This window comes from Algoriphagus aquimarinus (genome assembly GCF_007997215.1).
GTDB classification, from domain to species: domain Bacteria; phylum Bacteroidota; class Bacteroidia; order Cytophagales; family Cyclobacteriaceae; genus Algoriphagus; species Algoriphagus aquimarinus_A.
The window spans coordinates 487,924-504,880 of sequence record NZ_VORW01000002.1 but is presented as its reverse complement, the minus strand read 5'-3'; the positions used below and the strand labels follow the sequence as shown (position 1 = coordinate 504,880).

12 protein-coding genes are annotated in these 16,957 nt (G+C 39.8%); 7 read left to right on the top strand and 5 right to left on the bottom strand.

Annotation, left to right across the window (positions count from 1 at the left end; all coding sequences use genetic code 11):
• Nucleotides 1-2 precede the first annotated feature (2 nt).
• The 4 genes from ESV85_RS06720 to ESV85_RS06705 all read left to right on the top strand — a co-directional run bounded on the left by ESV85_RS06720 (nucleotide 3) and on the right by ESV85_RS06705 (nucleotide 5,515).
• Nucleotides 3-1,928 (top strand): c-type cytochrome, encoded by a 1,926-nt coding sequence (locus ESV85_RS06720; RefSeq protein ID WP_146915961.1) that lies wholly within the window; start codon nucleotides 3-5, stop codon nucleotides 1,926-1,928.
• A 249-nt stretch (nucleotides 1,929-2,177) separates the two neighbouring features.
• Nucleotides 2,178-3,311, top strand: a complete 1,134-nt coding sequence (locus ESV85_RS06715) for an MBL fold metallo-hydrolase (RefSeq protein ID WP_191321957.1) — start codon at nucleotides 2,178-2,180, stop codon at nucleotides 3,309-3,311.
• 267 nt (nucleotides 3,312-3,578) lie between these two features.
• The gene (locus ESV85_RS06710; RefSeq protein ID WP_146915960.1) at nucleotides 3,579-4,727 is read left to right on the top strand and encodes a Gfo/Idh/MocA family protein; all 1,149 of its coding nucleotides are present in this window, start codon (nucleotides 3,579-3,581) and stop codon (nucleotides 4,725-4,727) included.
• 281 nt (nucleotides 4,728-5,008) lie between these two features.
• The gene (locus ESV85_RS06705) at nucleotides 5,009-5,515 is read left to right on the top strand and encodes a DUF2911 domain-containing protein (protein WP_146915958.1); all 507 of its coding nucleotides are present in this window, start codon (nucleotides 5,009-5,011) and stop codon (nucleotides 5,513-5,515) included.
• A 212-nt stretch (nucleotides 5,516-5,727) separates the two neighbouring features.
• Here ESV85_RS06705 and ESV85_RS06700 read toward each other — a convergent pair whose 3' ends face one another.
• Together ESV85_RS06700 and ESV85_RS06695 are read right to left on the bottom strand one after the other, a co-directional pair.
• Nucleotides 5,728-8,253 carry a cation-translocating P-type ATPase gene (locus ESV85_RS06700; RefSeq protein WP_146915956.1) on the bottom strand — a complete coding sequence of 842 codons (2,526 nt, stop codon included), beginning with the start codon at nucleotides 8,251-8,253 and terminating at the stop codon, nucleotides 5,728-5,730.
• 213 nt (nucleotides 8,254-8,466) lie between these two features.
• Nucleotides 8,467-10,083, bottom strand: a complete 1,617-nt coding sequence (locus ESV85_RS06695; protein ID WP_146915954.1) for a M28 family metallopeptidase — start codon at nucleotides 10,081-10,083, stop codon at nucleotides 8,467-8,469.
• Nucleotides 10,084-10,528: 445 nt separating this feature from the next.
• Here ESV85_RS06695 and ESV85_RS06690 point away from each other — a divergent pair, with 445 nt between their 5' ends.
• The 3 genes from ESV85_RS06690 to ESV85_RS06680 are packed head-to-tail and all read left to right on the top strand — an operon-like array spanning nucleotide 10,529 to nucleotide 12,848.
• Nucleotides 10,529-11,362, top strand: a complete 834-nt coding sequence (locus ESV85_RS06690) for a 3-keto-5-aminohexanoate cleavage protein (RefSeq protein ID WP_146915952.1) — start codon at nucleotides 10,529-10,531, stop codon at nucleotides 11,360-11,362.
• On the top strand, nucleotides 11,359-12,006 hold the full coding sequence (locus tag ESV85_RS06685) for a hypothetical protein (protein WP_146915950.1): 648 nt from the start codon (nucleotides 11,359-11,361) through the stop codon (nucleotides 12,004-12,006). Before ESV85_RS06690 ends, ESV85_RS06685 begins: the two co-directional genes overlap by 4 nt.
• Nucleotides 12,003-12,848, top strand: a complete 846-nt coding sequence (locus tag ESV85_RS06680) for a glycosyltransferase family 2 protein (protein WP_146915948.1) — start codon at nucleotides 12,003-12,005, stop codon at nucleotides 12,846-12,848. Before ESV85_RS06685 ends, ESV85_RS06680 begins: the two co-directional genes overlap by 4 nt.
• A 228-nt stretch (nucleotides 12,849-13,076) precedes the next feature.
• Here the strand turns inward: ESV85_RS06680 and ESV85_RS06675 are convergent, their stop codons facing one another.
• The 3 genes from ESV85_RS06675 to ESV85_RS06665 form a co-directional block, all read right to left on the bottom strand.
• Nucleotides 13,077-13,841: an SDR family NAD(P)-dependent oxidoreductase gene (locus tag ESV85_RS06675; RefSeq protein WP_146915946.1), complete on the bottom strand. Its 765-nt coding sequence runs from the start codon at nucleotides 13,839-13,841 to the stop codon at nucleotides 13,077-13,079.
• Nucleotides 13,842-14,521: 680 nt separating this feature from the next.
• Complete coding sequence (locus ESV85_RS06670) at nucleotides 14,522-15,484, bottom strand: glycosyltransferase family 2 protein (RefSeq protein ID WP_191321954.1); 963 nt, start codon at nucleotides 15,482-15,484, stop codon at nucleotides 14,522-14,524.
• Between the two features lie 6 nt (nucleotides 15,485-15,490).
• The gene (locus ESV85_RS06665) at nucleotides 15,491-16,720 is read right to left on the bottom strand and encodes an FAD-dependent oxidoreductase (protein ID WP_191321953.1); all 1,230 of its coding nucleotides are present in this window, start codon (nucleotides 16,718-16,720) and stop codon (nucleotides 15,491-15,493) included.
• Nucleotides 16,721-16,957 lie beyond the last annotated feature (237 nt).

Sequence of the window (16,957 nt, the reverse complement as noted above, 5' to 3'; positions counted from 1 at the left end):
AGATGAAAACATTACTAAAGAATAAATTCACAAAAATTGCCTTTGGACTAGCAGCTGTAATTCAGCTGATGCCTGGGCAGGTAGATGCTCAGGAATCCCCTAAAGAAGAGGATTTCTTCAAGATCATGCGAGTAACTGCTCCAGAAGGAACACTTCTAGAAGTTGGTGGTTTGACCGTATTGCCAAATGGTGATCTAGGTGTAGCCACTCGTAGAGGTGACGTATTTATCGTAGAAAACCCTACTAGCTCTAAGCCTTTCTTCAGAAAGTTCGCTTCAGGTCTTCATGAAATCCTAGGACTTCATTACGAAGATGGCGCATTCTATATGGCACAAAGAGGCGAGCTAACCAAGTTGGTAGATACTGATCAGGATGGAACTGCTGACTTATATGAGACAGTTTACGCTTGGCCTATTTCTGCACATTATCACGAATATAGCTTTGGCCCTAAAGTAGGTCCTGACGGATCTTTCTTCGTGTCTGCAAACGTTGCTTTTGGTGACCAAGAGTGGTGGAGAGGCGAAAGCCGGGTACCAATGAGAGGCTGGATCATGAATATCAAACGTGATGGAACTATGGTTCCTTACGCTACTGGGATGAGATCTCCAGCGGGTATAGGTATGCTTGGAGACAAGTTAGTCTATACAGAAAACCAAGGTGATTACATGGGTTCGGGTGGACTTTGGTTCATCGAGAAAGGTGACTTCACTGGTCATCCTGCAGGTTTGGCTTGGACTGGACTTCCTAATTCTCCTTTGAAATTGACTACTGAGGAATTCAACAAGGTAGTTGATCCACAAAAGGTAGCTAATGGAACCGGTGGCTATTTGAAGCCTGAAAATGTAATGGACACTCCTTACATCACTATGGCTCAAGCCAAGGAAAAACTTCCTGATTTGAAGCTTCCTGCAGTTTGGTTACCTCATGGTATTCAAGGTATTTCCAACTCTGAGCCAATCGTAATTCCTGAAGGAAACTTCGGCCCTTTCGGAGGCCAGGTTCTAGTAGGTGATCAAGGACAAAGTAAAATCATGCGTCTTACGCTTGAGGAAGTTAATGGTGTGATGCAAGGTGCTTCTATAGATTTCAGATCTGGTTTCCAGTCTGGTATCTTGAGAATGGCTTGGGCGCCAGATAAGTCTTTGTTTATCGGTGAGACCAACCGTGGTTGGGGTTCTGCGGGTGAGGCAAATGAAGGTCTTCAGCGCTTAGTTTGGAATCACAACATTCCTTTCGAAATGAGAACGGTAAAGGCTCAACCTGATGGTTTCCTAATCGAATTCACCAAACCTGTGAACAAAGCTTCAGCGGAAGATTTAACTTCTTACGCTGTAGAAAGCTTCACTTACAAGTATCACCCAGTTTACGGTAGTCCTCCAGTGGACAACAAAACCCTGAAAGTTCTAGGTGTGGAAGTTGCAGCCGATGGTATGTCAGCTAGAATTGCTGTGGATGGTTTAAGACCATATTTTGTTCACAAGATCAGCCTTAATGGCGTGAGAGCTGTGGACGGAAGCTTCTCATTGGTGCACCCAGATGCTTACTACACATTGAATAGTATTCCTTCTGGTGCCAAAATGGTGATCAAAACTCCTGCAACTCCAGAACCAGCTAAGCAAGTAGCAGCAACCAAAATTGTTCCTGCAAAAACTGCTACAGTTGCTTCTGCAGTTCCTACAGATGTAGAGATCAAAGCTATCTTGGCTAAAAACACCTGTTCAGCTTGTCACATGAAGGACAAAAAGGTAATTGGCCCTGCCTATCAAGATGTTGCGAAAAGAAGATATTCTGACGAGAAAATCGTCGAATTGATCTATAATCCTCAGCCTCAAAACTGGCCTGATTATGCAACTGAAATGCCTCCAATGGCTCAGGTATCTAAAGAAGATGCAATGAAAATCGCGAAATGGATTAATTCCTTGAGATAGAATATAGTTTCTGGTTTTTAATACCATAGCATATAAAGGCTTAGCGATTAATTCGCTAAGCCTTTTTTTATTAGGTGCATATAGTCTTCCAATAACATCAGTTCTGCGGATTATTGGTTACACATATTTTAATAAAAACCTTTGATTGTGCACCTTTTAGGCGGTTTTGCAGTTAAAGCCAATAAGTTCATCCCCTAGCTTTTATGGCTCACTATGCTAAAGTTTTTATTTAAAACACTGAAAACCATTATGCTTACCCTAATTTCCATTGTACTGATTCTCGTAATTATAATCATACTTTTTGTGAGTTTTAGCCCAGAATTCGGTGGTAGTCAATCCAAACAGAAATTAGCTCAATTTGAAAAACTGGACTATTTCGAAGACGGAAAATTCAGTAACCTCATGCCTACCAATATGGACATGGATTTTTCGGAAGCTATCAAGATGCTTCCTGAGTTCTTCAAAAACGATCCAAGCAGAAGACCTGATTTTGAATTGCCTATTGCACATAGAGATTCTCTTGAGTTGGTGACCAAAGATCACCCTACCCGATTGGTTTGGTTTGGACACTCTACTTTTCTGCTTCAAATCGATGGAAAGACAATTCTAATAGACCCAATGTTTGGGGAAGTACCTGCCCCAAATCCACTTTTGGGCAAAAAGCGCTATAGCAAAGAGCTTCCTATTGAAGTAGAAAAGCTGCCACATATCGACATGATCATCATGTCTCACGATCACTATGATCACTTGGATTATGGATCTATTCAGAAATTGAAGGAAAAAACGAAGGCTTTTTACATGCCTCTGGGTATGGGAGCACACTTCGAAGAATGGGGAGTAGACTCTTCCAAAATCAACGAATTGGGTTGGTGGGATGAGATCCAAGCGAGTGGATTACTCCTAGCACTCACGCCTGCACGCCATTTTTCCGGACGGGGTTTGAACGATCGCTTTGCTACACTTTGGGGTTCCTGGGTAATCCGTGGCAAAAGTGATAACATTTACTTCAGTGGAGATAGTGGCTATGGGCCTCACTTTAAGGAAATCGGAGAAAAATACGGCCCATTCAATTTTGCAATGATGGAATGTGGTCAGTATAATGAGCGCTGGACGGATATACACATGATCCCGGAAGAAACTGCACAGGCAGCAAAAGATGTTAACGCAAAAGTATTTATGCCTATACATTGGGCGGCCTTTACGCTTGCCATGCACTCCTGGAGGGATCCTGTGGAAAGAGTAATGGCCAAGTCAATTGAAATAAATCAGCCGATCTATGTACCTGAAATCGGGGAATTCATAGAATTGGATAAAAATTTGGTGACCACCCACAAATGGTGGCTGGAGCCCACAAGCTCATCTAACCAAATGATTTCCAACTAATAGAAATCTAGATTTCAGTTATTCCAATACCTTTTCCTGTTCAATGTAAAAATTGTATTGAAATCAACTTTTAGGAATGGGAAAGTTTTGAGGCATTTTTCCTAATTTGACATTTGAAAATATATAATTGTCCTCATCCGATAGCTATTGGAAGACCGAAGAAGGCTAAATGTAAAAGTTTAGCAAATTCTATAATGCTTCGTTATTTGACTGGCTATAAAGCGGATATCAATTCAAAATCAATATTTAAAGAAACCTAAAAAACCTATGCCCCAGAAAATCACAGCTGCAATCGTGGGAACCGGATTTATCGGACCGGCTCATTTAGAAGCACTAAGAAGAATTCCTAATATCGAGGTGACAGGCCTTGTAGAAGTAAATCAGGAGGTAGCAGATGCCAAAGCAGCAGAGCTTGGAATCCCAAATGCTTACACTTTTGATAATATGCTGAAGGATGACAGCATCAATGTAGTACATATCTGTACGCCTAATTTCCTTCATTTCCCGCAGGCAAAAGCCTGTATGCTAGCTGGAAAGCACGTGGTATGTGAGAAGCCATTGTCAGTAACTGTAGAAGAAGCCGAGGAGCTTGTATCCTTAGCAAAAGAAACAGGCTTGATCAATGCTGTTCACTTCAATCTTCGCTATTACCCAATGGTTCGCCAGATGAAAGTAATGCGTGAGAAAGGTGAATTGGGAGAAGTTTATTCTGTGATGGGTTCTTACCTACAGGATTGGCTATTCTTCAAAACTGACTACAGCTGGAGATTGGATCCTAAGCAATCTGGAGGATCCAGAGCGGTAGCAGATATAGGTTCTCACCTTTTGGACATGACTGAATATGTTACTGGTTTGAAAATCACCGCAGTTATGGCTGATTTTTCCACTGTATTCCCTAAGCGTCTGAAGCCTTTGAAAGCAGTTGAATCTTTCTCTGGAAAAGCGCTAGATCCTTCTGATTACCAAGAGTACGATGTGACTTCTGAGGATTATGCAACTATCCTCCTTCGATTTGACAATGGACGTACAGGTTCTATTACCGTCAGCCAAATCAATGCAGGTCGTAAAAATCGTCTAAACATTGAGGTTTCTGGTTCTAAGTCCAGCTTTGAGTTCAATGCAGAGAAGCCAAACGAACTTTGGATTGGTAAGAGAGAAACTGCCAATTCCATATTGATGAAAGATCCTTCCCTAGTAGACGAAGGAGCTCGTTCTTTGGTAAGCTTCCCAGGAGGTCACCAAGAAGGCTTCCCAGATACATCTAAGCAGCTTTTCAAAGAAGTATATGCAGCAGTGAGAGAAGGCAAGCAGCCTGAGTCTCCTACGTTCCCGACGTTCGCTGACGGCTTGAGAGAGTTGATCATCGGTGATGCTATCGTGGAAAGTAACGCAAGCGAAGCTTGGGTGAAGATTTAATTGGCTTGCTGGGTGACTGATGTTTGATGACCGGTGTAACATAAGCTAAGAAGATATTTAGTTTTTGGATGAAAGAAATTATATCTAAAACGGTCATCTTCAGGTTTATACGATGAACATGAACTCTACACTGATTAAGCATCGGTCACCCGTCATCCAACACAAGACATCCTACCCTATTCTTCAATTCCAGTAACCTTTTGACAGAAATGTCAGTTTGGAGAATAAAGGAATTAATTAATTTCTTTATTTTTCCTATCTAACAATAAAAACTAACGACAATGAATTTCAAAAAGAGTTTACTAGCAACTGCCCTACTTGCCTTTATCGGACTTGCGGCGTTTGCTCAAGAGAAAGCTAGCCCAGCCAAAACTACAGAAGGAATGGTAGGTGATGCGAAAGTTACTATCAACTATTCCTCTCCTGCGGTAAAAGGCCGTATGATTTGGGGTGATTTGGTTCCTTTAGGTGAAGTTTGGAGAGCTGGCGCAAATGAAGCGACTACCTTCACTACTACTAAGGACATCATGGTAGAAGGCAAGAAATTGCCAGCAGGAACTTATGGTTTCTTTGTGATCCCAGGTGAGACTACTTCTACTTTTATTTTCAACAAAGTGGCTAAGCAATGGGGAGCATTTGATTACAGCTCAGAAGCAGATGTGTTGAGAGTTTCTGTTCCTTCTGGACAAACTTCAACTATGGAAGAGCGTCTGGTATATGAGGTAAAACCTTCCAGCTTCGAGATCAGATGGGAATATGGAAAAGCTTCAGCTAAGCTAGGCTCATAAGATTTCTAATAGAATTTGAAACCACGGGATATTTCTCGTGGTTTTTTTGTGTCGGAAGATTTTCCCTAAGGGTATCTATCCTATTTCAAGCTAGCCACGCAGCTATCTAGACTTTCCGAATTGGATTTATAGTGTAAACTCCCTCTAAACAATACAATGACCGTAATCATACTCTTTTTAAATGAGCATGGTAACGTTTACTTATAAAGCGTTTATCGTGAACTACTTACACCTTTCATGTTTTGCTTTATTCTTTTAGCAAGCTTTAAGAGTTCAAACCAACTGGTAGAAAGAAAGCCAATGGCAACGCAGATTGATAGTTGCATTAGATTCAATGTTTCAAATTTGAAAAAGGTGGTCAAAGGGTTAACATAAAGAATAATACCTACTATGGCGATGGTTATAAAAATGATAAATAAGACCAAGTTATTCTTATAGCGCATGGTGGTAAGTATCGAATAATAGAACGAGCGGTTTATGAGTGTGAGGAAAATATTCGCAACTATTAAAACAGTAAAGGTCATAGTTCTAGTCAATGCTTCGTCATAACCAGAATTGACAGCATACTGATACACAAATAAAGTCCCTGCAGTGATCACCAATCCTTGTAGAACACTAATGGACAGCTCTTTCCAATTAAAGAATGTAGTTGTCAAAGCCTTAGGCTTCTGCGACATGGTATTTTTTTCCATGGGTTCATTTTCATAAATAATAGAGCAGGTTGGACCCATTATTATTTCTAAAAAGATAATGTGTATAGGTGAAAAAATGTTTGGGTAAATCCAACCCAGAGCCAAGGGAATGAATACTGTGAGTATAATAGGGATGTGTATGGATATGATGTATTGAATAGCTTTTTTCAGATTGGTATATATCTTTCTGCCCATCGCAATGGCATCTACCATTTTGGATAAATCATCTTCCAAAAGGATCAAGGATGCCGCTTGCTTAGCAATTTCAGTTCCTTTTTTGCCCATTGCAATACCAATATGAGCCGCTTTTAATGCTGGGCCATCGTTGACCCCATCACCTGTCATAGCCACGATTTGCTGATTGGCTTTTAAGGCATTAATAATTTTCAATTTAGCTTCAGGAAACATCCGTGTGAAAATACTTGTCTCCATCACGCAAGTTTCCAATTCCCCCTCAGGCAACAGCATTAATTCATCACCTGAGATATTTTTCTCATAACCCAAAAATCCAATTTGCTTAGCTATGGCTGTGGTAGTAGCAGCATTATCACCCGTTATGATTTTAACAGCTATTCCTGCGGTATAAAAACCTTCCAGTACTTTTCCAATGTTCTTTTTTGGTGGGTCGTAAAAAGCAACTATTCCTATAAATTCAAAGCTTAACTCTTGCTGGGCGGTAGGGTAATTATCAGCGCTGAACTTTGACTCCCCTACTCCTAGCACTCTATATCCATCTGTAGCTAAGGCTTGGATGGCATCATTTATTTGTTGCTTTTCGGTAGCCGAAAGATTGGAAACATTCATCAAAGCTTCAGGCGCACCTTTAGCAGCTATAATCCTCTGGCCTTCCGAGTTTTCAAAGACATGGGTCATCATAGGCGGTTTTCCGCCCAGTGGGTATTCATGTACAAGATTGAAATCTGGACGTTTGTCAAGCTGGGAAACCTCACTATAGGCTTCGTGCAATGCTACCTCCATCGGGTCAAAGGGTATGGGCTCACTAGCCCACATTGCCAATACTATCAGCTTCTTTTCATCCTCGGTTAGCTGGTCTTTAGGTTGATATATCTTGTTTGATGAAAGCAAAAAGAGTTTTGCCAGGCTCATCTTGTTTTCGGTAATGGTTCCTGTTTTATCAGTACAAATGACCGTGGCACTGCCCAAAGTCTCTACAGTCTTCATTTGTTTTACCACAATACCCATTTTCATCAATCGCCATGCACCGAGCGCCATGAAAGTGGTAAAAGCAACTGGTATTTCTTCAGGCAAAATACTCATGGCTAGTGTGAGCGACTGAAGCAAACTATTCAATAGGTCACGAGATTGCCAGTAATTGATAGCCCAAACAATTACAAAAACTACCGCGCCAGCAATTGCCATCTTCTTTACAAAATTCGCAATCTGCCTTTCCAGTGGTGTTTTTTCCTCAGTGATACTTTCTAGACTCGTTCCTATTTTCCCGAGTTTAGTATCCTTACCGATGCCTGTAATAGTCGCTATTGCCAAACCACTCGCAACTGTGGTACCACTATAGATAATATTATCTTCTAGAGACTTATCCTTAAAAACCGCAAAAGATTCTCCTGTGAGTATTGATTCGTTTACAGAAAAATCATTCGAATGAACGATGACGCCGTCGGCTGTAATTGAAGTACCTTCTTCTACCAATAGGCTATCGCCAACCACCAACTCTTCGCTTTTTATTTCTTGGACAACCCCATTCCTTATGACTTTACAAGTGGGCTGAGAAAAGTCCTTTAGCTTTTCCAATGCATTCTTACTTCGAGAATCCTGGTATAGTGAAATGGATGTAATAAAGATGATGGCAACGACAAGAAAAATCCCATCTCCAGTATTGCCAGTGATGAAGTAGATGGAAGCGGCTACCAATAAAATAATCGACATTGGTTCCTTAAGAATACCCTTTAAGGTGTCTAAGAAGCCATTTTCCTTTTTGTAGTCTAGTTTGTTTTGCCCGTATTTCTCCCGGGAAGAAGCTACTTGCTCATTACTTAAACCTTGTATGTCGAAATTATTCGGTGGCATTTCTAAAGATAGTCTTATTCACAAAATACAAACAGATTTGCACTGAAGGAAGTAAATGAAACTCGCGCGAAAGTGAGCGAAAAACCTTTCGCTCCTACTTACTCGCTGAGTTTTGCTAAGCATAGAAAAGGTATGAACTCATATCCATACCTTTTCTAAAACTATGAGCTGAAAAAAATATTAGATTAGCCAACTCCTTTGAAAGAAGGCAGCTTACTCTCTAGCAGCCTTAAACTCACTTCCATCGTACCATTTCGGGAAATAATCTTCATTGGCTAATTTCAATCCTACACTGAAAAACAATTGCAAATCCAATTGCACCCCACTCAATTCCATTGTTTCAGCATTGTATCCATCAGATGGTTGGTGGTATTTATTGATGCGATAAAAATCGTTATACGCTTTTATCTCCTCCTTACTTTTATCGAATCCCTCATAAGCACCACTTGCATATAAAGCAGGAATTCCAATTTTGGCGAAGTTAAAATGATCGGATCTGAAGAAATATCCTTTCTCAGCTTCTGGATCTGGGATAATGTATCGCCCTTGTGTAAGCGCTGCTTCCTTGGCATATTCATCCATTTCTGATTGACCGTAACCCGTAATCGTAAGATCTTTCATTTTTCCGGGACTATCCAGTGCATCCATATTGATATTTGCTACGGTTTTTTTAGGGTCAAAAATCGGATTTTCAGCATAAAAAGCTGATCCTAATAAACCTTGTTCTTCTCCAGTAAGAGCGATAAAAACAATAGAACGCTTGGTGGCCTTTCCATTCTTAAAAGCTTCTGCGAGAGCCAGTAACCCAGCAGTACCAGAAGCATTATCTACAGCACCATTGTAGATGGAGTCACCTTCTATCGCTTTTCCCACTCCCAAATGATCCCAATGTGCAGAGTAAATGATCACTTCATCTTTTCTGTCCATACCGGGAATCATTGCCACTACGTTTTTTGATACATCCTTTTTGATCTTGTTTTGAATAGAGACGGATACTTGTAGATCTAATGGGATTGGGTTAAAGTTCTTGTCCCTAGAAATAGCTTTATAATCCTGACCTTTCATAGCTGAGGCATCAAGAATTTTTTGAGCACTTTCACCACTTACCCAAGACTCTACATTTAGTAGAGGTACATCACTTGCAATAACTAATCGGGCACCAGTCCAACCGGATTCAATTACATTCCAACCGTAAGAAGCTGGCTCAGTATCATGAATAATGATAAGTCCAGCAGCTCCTTGTCTGGCTGCCTCCTCATATTTGTAAGTCCAGCGGCCGTAGTAGGTCATTTCATTTCCCTTAAACAGGGTTGAATCCCCAGATTGAAATCCCGGATCATTGATGAGAACTACTGCTGTTTTTCCCTTCCAATCTATCCCTTCATAATCATTCCAGCCATATTCTGGAGCCACTATGCCATATCCTGCAAAAACAAGTTCGGAATTTTCGAGGCTAACTTCGGTTTCTGCTTTGTTAGTGGTGGCTACGAAATCCTTTAATACTTCTAGATCGAAACTTCCATTTCCTCCGGAAATAACCATCTTTTTAGAAGGAGTTCCGTCTATCTCTACCATAGGCACATCTTGGAAATAGCTATCTCCATTGCCAGGCAATAGTCCGAGTTTTTCAAACTCATCTTTTAAATAATTCACAGTCAAGACTTCTCCTTCAGTAAAGGGTTTTCTGCCAAGAAACTCATCCGAAGCGAGCTGGGCTATATGTGTGGCAATGGTTGCTTGGTCCACCTGAACCAATACTGTAGATTCATTTGAATCGTTTTCACAACTAATACAGAGTAGAAGGACTAAAAATTTCAAGTAATTCTTCATAGAAAATGGTTTTAGTAAGTTAGTATTTGGTGGTTATTAAGTCGTAATTCTTTCCTGCTTTATGCAGTATACTCAAAAATCAATGTTAGTAATTTTTTACCGGTAAACAACTTAAAATCAGCAACAAAGTATCAAATATATCAGAATGGAAATCATCTCATGTGGCCAATAAGGTAATTCAATAAAGCCGATTTAAGTAAGAAGAGATGTATAAATTTTAATTCATAAAATGGTGTAAATATAGGCTGCGAAAGAATGTAAGATGTTTCAAATACTAGTCACAAAATTCGACAAAGCACGCATTTTGTATAAGGAAAAAGCACTTTTGTACATCAATCTTTATAAATTGCTAGCCTTTTGGAGACCTAGATAGGATTTTTAGTGGTAAATCTAGCTCAAAACCATTTTAGGAGAAATTTTTGATTTCTACAGCCTTATTTCACATATGAATTCTAGTAAAACAATAATTAATTTTTGCCCCACGGGGATGGTTCCTACCAAATCAGAAACACCACATGTGCCTATTAGTCCCTCAGAAATTATTGAACAGACTCACGAGGCATACGAGATAGGAATTACCATTGCCCATCTTCATGCCCGTGATTCAGATGCTGCACCAACTTATCGAAAGTCTGTTTATCAGGAAATTTTTGAAGGAGTAAGGAAGCATTGTCCTGACTTGATCATATGCGGAAGTAGTTCAGGACGAAATGTCCCTGAATTGGAAAAAAGATCTGAGGTGATTGAACTCAAGCCAGATATGTGCTCTCTGACTCTTTCCTCTCTGAATTTTCAACACCAAGCCTCTACTAATGCGCCGGATACAATCCTAGGTCTGGCCAGCAAGATGAAAGAATATGGAGTCGTACCTGAATTAGAATGTTTTGACTTGGGAATGATTAATTATGGTATGTACCTGATCAAAAAGAATTTGATTGAAGGCCCATTTTACTGGAACCTGTTGTTTGGAAATATTGCCGGGATGCAGGCTAATTTCTCACATATGGGAACAGCTATTCGGGAAATTCCAGCTGATCATTATATCAGTTTGGCGGGATTAGGGGCAAACCAACTTACAATTAATGGTGCTTCAATTGCCTTGGGTTATGGAGTAAGAGTAGGTTTGGAAGACAATATCTGGTTTGACCATAAGGGGGGAAAATTAGCTACCAACAATGAGCTATTACTACGTTTACATGAATTAATGAGCATACATTCAAAAGAACTCTTTGCACCAAAGGAGCTTGGAGAGCTAGGCTTTTACAACCGTAAAAAATGAAGAGAATAAGCTTTGTTGGGATTTCAAAAGACAGTGCAGCGATTTTTTTGGATCTTATTTCCGAATTGAATTTGCAAAAGGAGTTTGTGTTTTATCCAAATAAGGACTTCGGCATAGAACCCTTTATGCCTATTAAAACCTACTCTATTGAGATCAAAGAAGCTGGAAGTTGTCCCCCTGAGGAAGATGAGCTATTCTTTGGCGCAACAGGTCCTGAAAATAAACTGGCAATTTTTGAAGATTTCTGGCATTCTCATGGAATTTCAGAGTCAAGATATACTCAGTTAATACACCCAAGTGCATACGTCGCTCCTTCTGCTTTAATTTCAAATGCTGTATTAATAGAGCCTGGAGTAATCATCAGCGCCCAGAGCCAAATTGATTTTGGGGTTTCCCTAAAGCGTGGCTGTAGAATTGGGCATCACAATACGATTGGTAGGTATACCGATATTAATCCAGGAGTTATACTTTCTGGAATGATCAACATCGGAGAAGGTTGTTTAATTGGTTCCGGTGCAGTTTTAAAAGACAATATCAGTGTAGGTGCAAACACAACTATTGGAGTTGGAAGTGTAGTGACCAAAGACATTCCTGCCAATTGCATCGCATTCGGCAATCCCTGCAAAGTAGTTCGCCAAAAATGATCTCAAACGATTCTGTCCATCCAATAACTTCTTCTCCCTTGGTATCCATCTGCGTGCAGACGTATCAACATGAAAAATTCATTGCCCAGTGTCTGGATAGCCTATTAAGCCAAAAAACAGATTTTAACTTTGAAATTATAGTTGGTGAGGATGGCAGTTCGGACCGTACGGCCGAAATCTGTGATTCATTTGCGAAAAAATATCCGGACAAAATCCGTTTGTTCAAAAGAGATCCAAAAAACAAGATTTCCATTCGAGGAAAAAAAACCGGGCGGTTTAACTTCCTTGAAAATTTAAAGGCAGCTCGAGGGAAATACATATGTCTCTGTGATGGGGACGACTATTGGACGAACGTTAGGAAATTACAAAAGCAATACAATTTCTTAAATGAAAATCCTAAGGTCAGTTTAGTCTATTCGAGCTATACACATCAAAGACAAGACCTTAGCAGTGTTATTGAGCCAGTTGAAGAGAAAATACTTGAACCTGAAGAATTAAAAACCATACATTATCTAGGGCATGTTTCTACATGGATGTTTAGGAATGACCTTCAATCACTTTTGTCAAATCCTATTGTCTATAAAGCCTTCGCAATGGATATGGTTCTATTTGCTTATTTTAAAATTAAAGGGAAAATAGCTGGGCAGTCTTTTACTTCTTCGTTTTACCGATACAATGCTTCGGGAATGCTTCGCTCAAAGAAAAAAGTGGAATCTGCGAGAGATTTTGCTATGATACATTTTTATTTTTTCATATATATCCATCGTGATATCAAAACCCTTTTTACAAGCGGAACAGGGTATTTTATTAAAAGGTATTTGATAGCAATTTTCGGAAGTTAAGTAGGCAAACTAAGATTAGGTGGGCACAAAGGTTTACAAAGAAATTGCTAAAGCTATTCTCTAGTTAGATTAGCATAATCATAGCCCAGGCCTGCGATGGCTATCGGAGTAAACCCTGGGCTATGTTTTAGCAAAGTTCTAAAAAACCATTTTAATAATAGTATTGGGCTCTTGTGTAGAGATTAAATCTCGGCAGGGCTCACAAACTACTTCCGGTTGAAGTCTTCTCTAAGCTGTAAAACCTCCGTCGACAACATGGGTGGATCCTGTAACAAATTTACTTCGGTCTGATGCAAGGAAGAGAGCCATTTCAGCGATGTCTTTATTATCTGCATAGCGACCAAGAGGAATCATTTTTATAAAACTTTCTTTGACCGCTTCACCAGCTCCCGGTGCAAAACCTTCCTCCAAAGAACGCATCATTCGATTATCTACCGGAGAAGGATGGATTGTATTTACCCGGATGTTATCAGGCGCACCTTCCAAAGCTCCCGTTCTCATCAATCCTATCGTTGCATGTTTACTGGCGACATAGGCTGAAACCTGTGCAGTTCCCCGTAGTCCCGCCACCGAAGAAGTGATAATCACGGAACCTCCGCCTCCTTGTTTGAGAGCGGCAAAACCATATTTCATTCCCAACCAAACTCCTTTGACATTCACTCCTATTACTTGGTCAAAAACCTCCTCAGGATATTCCGACATAGGTTTGACTACTCCCTCTACACCTGCGTTGAGAAAGATCACATCGATTTTTCCAAAGGTTTTGAGCGCCTCATCTGTATATCGCTTCACATCTGCAGATTTGGACACGTCTGCCTGAATGAAAAGGACATTTTTTCCCGTAAGTTCCTTTTTAGCCTCATCCAGATTTTTCTGGCTGAAGTCTACCAAAGCTATTCCCTTCGCTCCTTCTTTCAGAAAAAGTTTGGCAGTGGCAAGTCCTATTCCCCCTGCTCCTCCTGTAATAATTGCGAATTTATCTTTCAGTTCCATGATATAGTTTTTTTGGTTCGATCTAATCAATTTAACCAGTTAGATGAGGAAAAGTCCTGACATAAATCATGTCTACCAATTATATTTTCTCTAATCCCATTACTGATTCTCAATTGGTTTAATCTGCCATTACCTACGAAAAGAAAGTCTTCACGCGAATTGCAAATTGGACCTGCCATATTCACAACCTACGTCAGGTATTTCTATGAGCAATCGTAAATGGCTGAAGCCATTATTCTGTCAGGTTTCTACCTAAATAGCAAAGTTCTAAAGAAACCATTTTAATGGTTTTATTGGGCTCATTCGAATTACAAATTCTAAGTGATAGTAAGGTGTAGTTACCTTACAAGGTGAAGTAGCTTCCTTCTTCACACAACTCACTGACCTCTGATGTTAAAAAGCTGCGCTCTGAGGAGAACTGAGAGTCAGACGAGGAAAGCTACCTTTTGTCCGAGGTAAACAAGTTATCCTCCGAACATACCTGAGTATCTATTTTGGGTAATTAATCAGCTTCAGAGGGTAGTTGGGTATGAAATCGAAGTTGCAGAATAGCAAATTCTAAAGGATAGAAAGGTGTAATTACAAATTACACCTAGCGCTCTAAAAAGCATTTACGCTTAGTGGGGTTATTATTTCAAGAAGTATTTGAAAACAATTATTAGAATTTAGAGAAATCTCCATTAGGACTTTTCATTTACTCCCTCCTCTTTAGGCTGCTCAGCAATAGCTTTTAAGTGTCCTATGAATTTACCTCTTTTTTTCCATTTCAAATAAAGTCGAAAAGTAGTTGGGTGAATACCAAAGCTTTTCAAAATTCGATGAAAAGGCTTAGCTATAATTCTTCGAATAGGATTATTACGGTTCTTGAAAACTTGATGATTGTAGTCACTTGAGCTTTTTACTGCTGCTTTTTCTAATAAGCTTAGTTTAAATGCCAGATCATGTATTCTAGAGAAAAAATAATCATGTTCGAAGCTGTTATTCTCTGTATAAAAACCTTTTCGTTCTGCACTATGAATAATGATAACTCCCACTCGCCGTGGAAAATGGAAAGCAATATCTTTTGTATGTGCACGGAAAAGCCATTCTTGTGATGGAGTGACAAACAATTCCTTCTCCATTTTCCAATCTCCAATTTTTTTAGGAACAGAATGATGCACAAACCAAGTAGAGGCAATACTAAAAATGTGTGCTGAAAATTTCCCTTGAGGATGTACCGCATACATTTCGGCAGCAAAGGAATTATTTTCTAGGTCTTGGGGAGTAGAAGGAGAAATCTTGATCCCAGGAACAATCATGAACTCTGCTTGAGATTGCATGATTTCCACCACACACTTACTTAAATGGTCTTTAAAGTAAAAGTCATCCTGATTCAGGAAAGCAATGTACTCTCCTTTCACTTTTCCGAGTGCTACATTGGTTGGCTTTGCTTGTTGACCACTATTTTGTTCCAAATTTGAAAAGGAAATCCGAGGATCATTAAAGCCTAGGACCATCTCCTCTGTATCGTCAGTACAGCAATCTCCAATCACGATCATCTCCCAATTTTGATAATCTGAATCGAGCACACTTTGCATCGCATAGCGAAGCACATGACTGGAATTATAGGTAGCTACTATAATGGATATCAGCGGACTTTTCAACGAGATTTAGTTTAGGGATTTTCCAGTAATCTGATTAGCAATTGTAACAGCCAGCAAAGGAATAATGGTGTACTTACCAGTATTGACAGTGTGGTAATTACCAAAGGATCGCATGCCCACTTCAGACCGGGTATGTAACTTACTTTCTGCAGAATCTACATCTTTATTGCCATGGGCGTATATCACGCCACCCACAGGACTGATGTCTTTAGGTTCGAATTTGAGCTTACTCAACTTCGGAATCCGAAGTGCAATTTTAGCCAAGCTTTTTTCAAATACTTCCATTCGTTCCTCTTCAGAATACTGAGAATCCCAGTCTGGAGCCCGGTAATCTTCAGACCAGCCTGTTCTCCCAACTGGATACCAAGACATAAAAAGCCCTCTATCTTTGAAATTTACAGTGTCCCCAAAAGGACCTTGTACAATGGTGAGAGATGGTAAATCATCAGCTTTTAATGGGATGAAGATCTTATTTCCAAATTTGTAACGATGTGACCATTTCTGAGGAGGTTCGATACCCATGGTTTTGTCTATAGCAAGCAACCCATTCCATGTAGCATTAATCACCTCGGAATAGCTCTCCGAATCCTCCTTGGAGTCCCGAAGAAAATGCACTTTTAGGCTATTTCCCTGTTCAGAAACTGCCGTGACTTTGGTGTTGAGAAATAGATTAATATTTGGGTGCGAATCAATCGCTTCTGTAAGCTTTTTAGAAATAATTCTTGGCTCTACCGCGTATTCGGTAGTCTGAAAAACTGCAGACATATATTCTGGATTCGCAATATCTCCAATTTGGGAGTTTGCCAGCCTTGAGACTTCTAAAGATTCAAATAGATCGAGATAGTCTTTTTTGAAATGTTTTCTAGCCTCGGCAAAATAATCACTACAACGCTGATAATGTGCGGATACTTCTTCTGGGCTCATCAATGAACCGGTGTGAACACCGTAGTGAAAAGGTGTAGAAATAATATCTTCAGGGTTGATTTCAACCCATCGCTTCAAATAGGAAATGAAGTGTAATGCGCCATTAATCATCTCTTTAGCAGTATGAAAATCTCGATCCATCGCATATATCAGTCCTAGGTGAATCTTTCCTTCTTGGACATAACTTGCTTTTTTTACCGGAGCATTATTTTCTTCATAGACATCAACTGTATATCCACGATTTGCTAGCTCCAAAGCTGTGCAAACACCTAATCCTCCAGCACCAAGGATTGCAATTCTCTTATTTTTCAATTTGTGAAGTCTTATTATAGGTTAAAAATCATCAATCATTCGACTCAAAATTAGGCGAATTGAGCCCTAATCCCACTATAATCTATATAAACGGTCTAATTCGCCACATCCGAATTTAGTAATCAGGCTTTTCCGTTTATTCAAATGTTGACCTTTTTAAAAGTTGGATTCAAATACCTAGATTTTTTTGGCTTTGATAATGAAAAATTGTTTGTAGAAGATTGACTGTTATCCTGC

Bases quoted from the DNA above. Each gene is read 5' to 3' on its own strand.
- ESV85_RS06715 (WP_191321957.1), top strand. From the start codon at position 2,178: ATGCTTACCCTAATTTCCATTGTACTGATTCTCGTAATTATAATCATA.
- ESV85_RS06690 (WP_146915952.1), top strand. From the start codon at position 10,529: ATGAATTCTAGTAAAACAATAATTAATTTTTGCCCCACGGGGATGGTT.
- ESV85_RS06680 (WP_146915948.1), top strand. From the start codon at position 12,003: ATGATCTCAAACGATTCTGTCCATCCAATAACTTCTTCTCCCTTGGTA.
- ESV85_RS06685 (WP_146915950.1), top strand. From the start codon at position 11,359: ATGAAGAGAATAAGCTTTGTTGGGATTTCAAAAGACAGTGCAGCGATT.
- ESV85_RS06720 (WP_146915961.1), top strand. From the start codon at position 3: ATGAAAACATTACTAAAGAATAAATTCACAAAAATTGCCTTTGGACTA.
- ESV85_RS06700 (WP_146915956.1), bottom strand. From the start codon at position 8,253: ATGCCACCGAATAATTTCGACATACAAGGTTTAAGTAATGAGCAAGTA.
- ESV85_RS06675 (WP_146915946.1), bottom strand. From the start codon at position 13,841: ATGGAACTGAAAGATAAATTCGCAATTATTACAGGAGGAGCAGGGGGA.
- ESV85_RS06710 (WP_146915960.1), top strand. From the start codon at position 3,579: ATGCCCCAGAAAATCACAGCTGCAATCGTGGGAACCGGATTTATCGGA.
- ESV85_RS06705 (WP_146915958.1), top strand. From the start codon at position 5,009: ATGAATTTCAAAAAGAGTTTACTAGCAACTGCCCTACTTGCCTTTATC.
- ESV85_RS06695 (WP_146915954.1), bottom strand. From the start codon at position 10,083: ATGAAGAATTACTTGAAATTTTTAGTCCTTCTACTCTGTATTAGTTGT.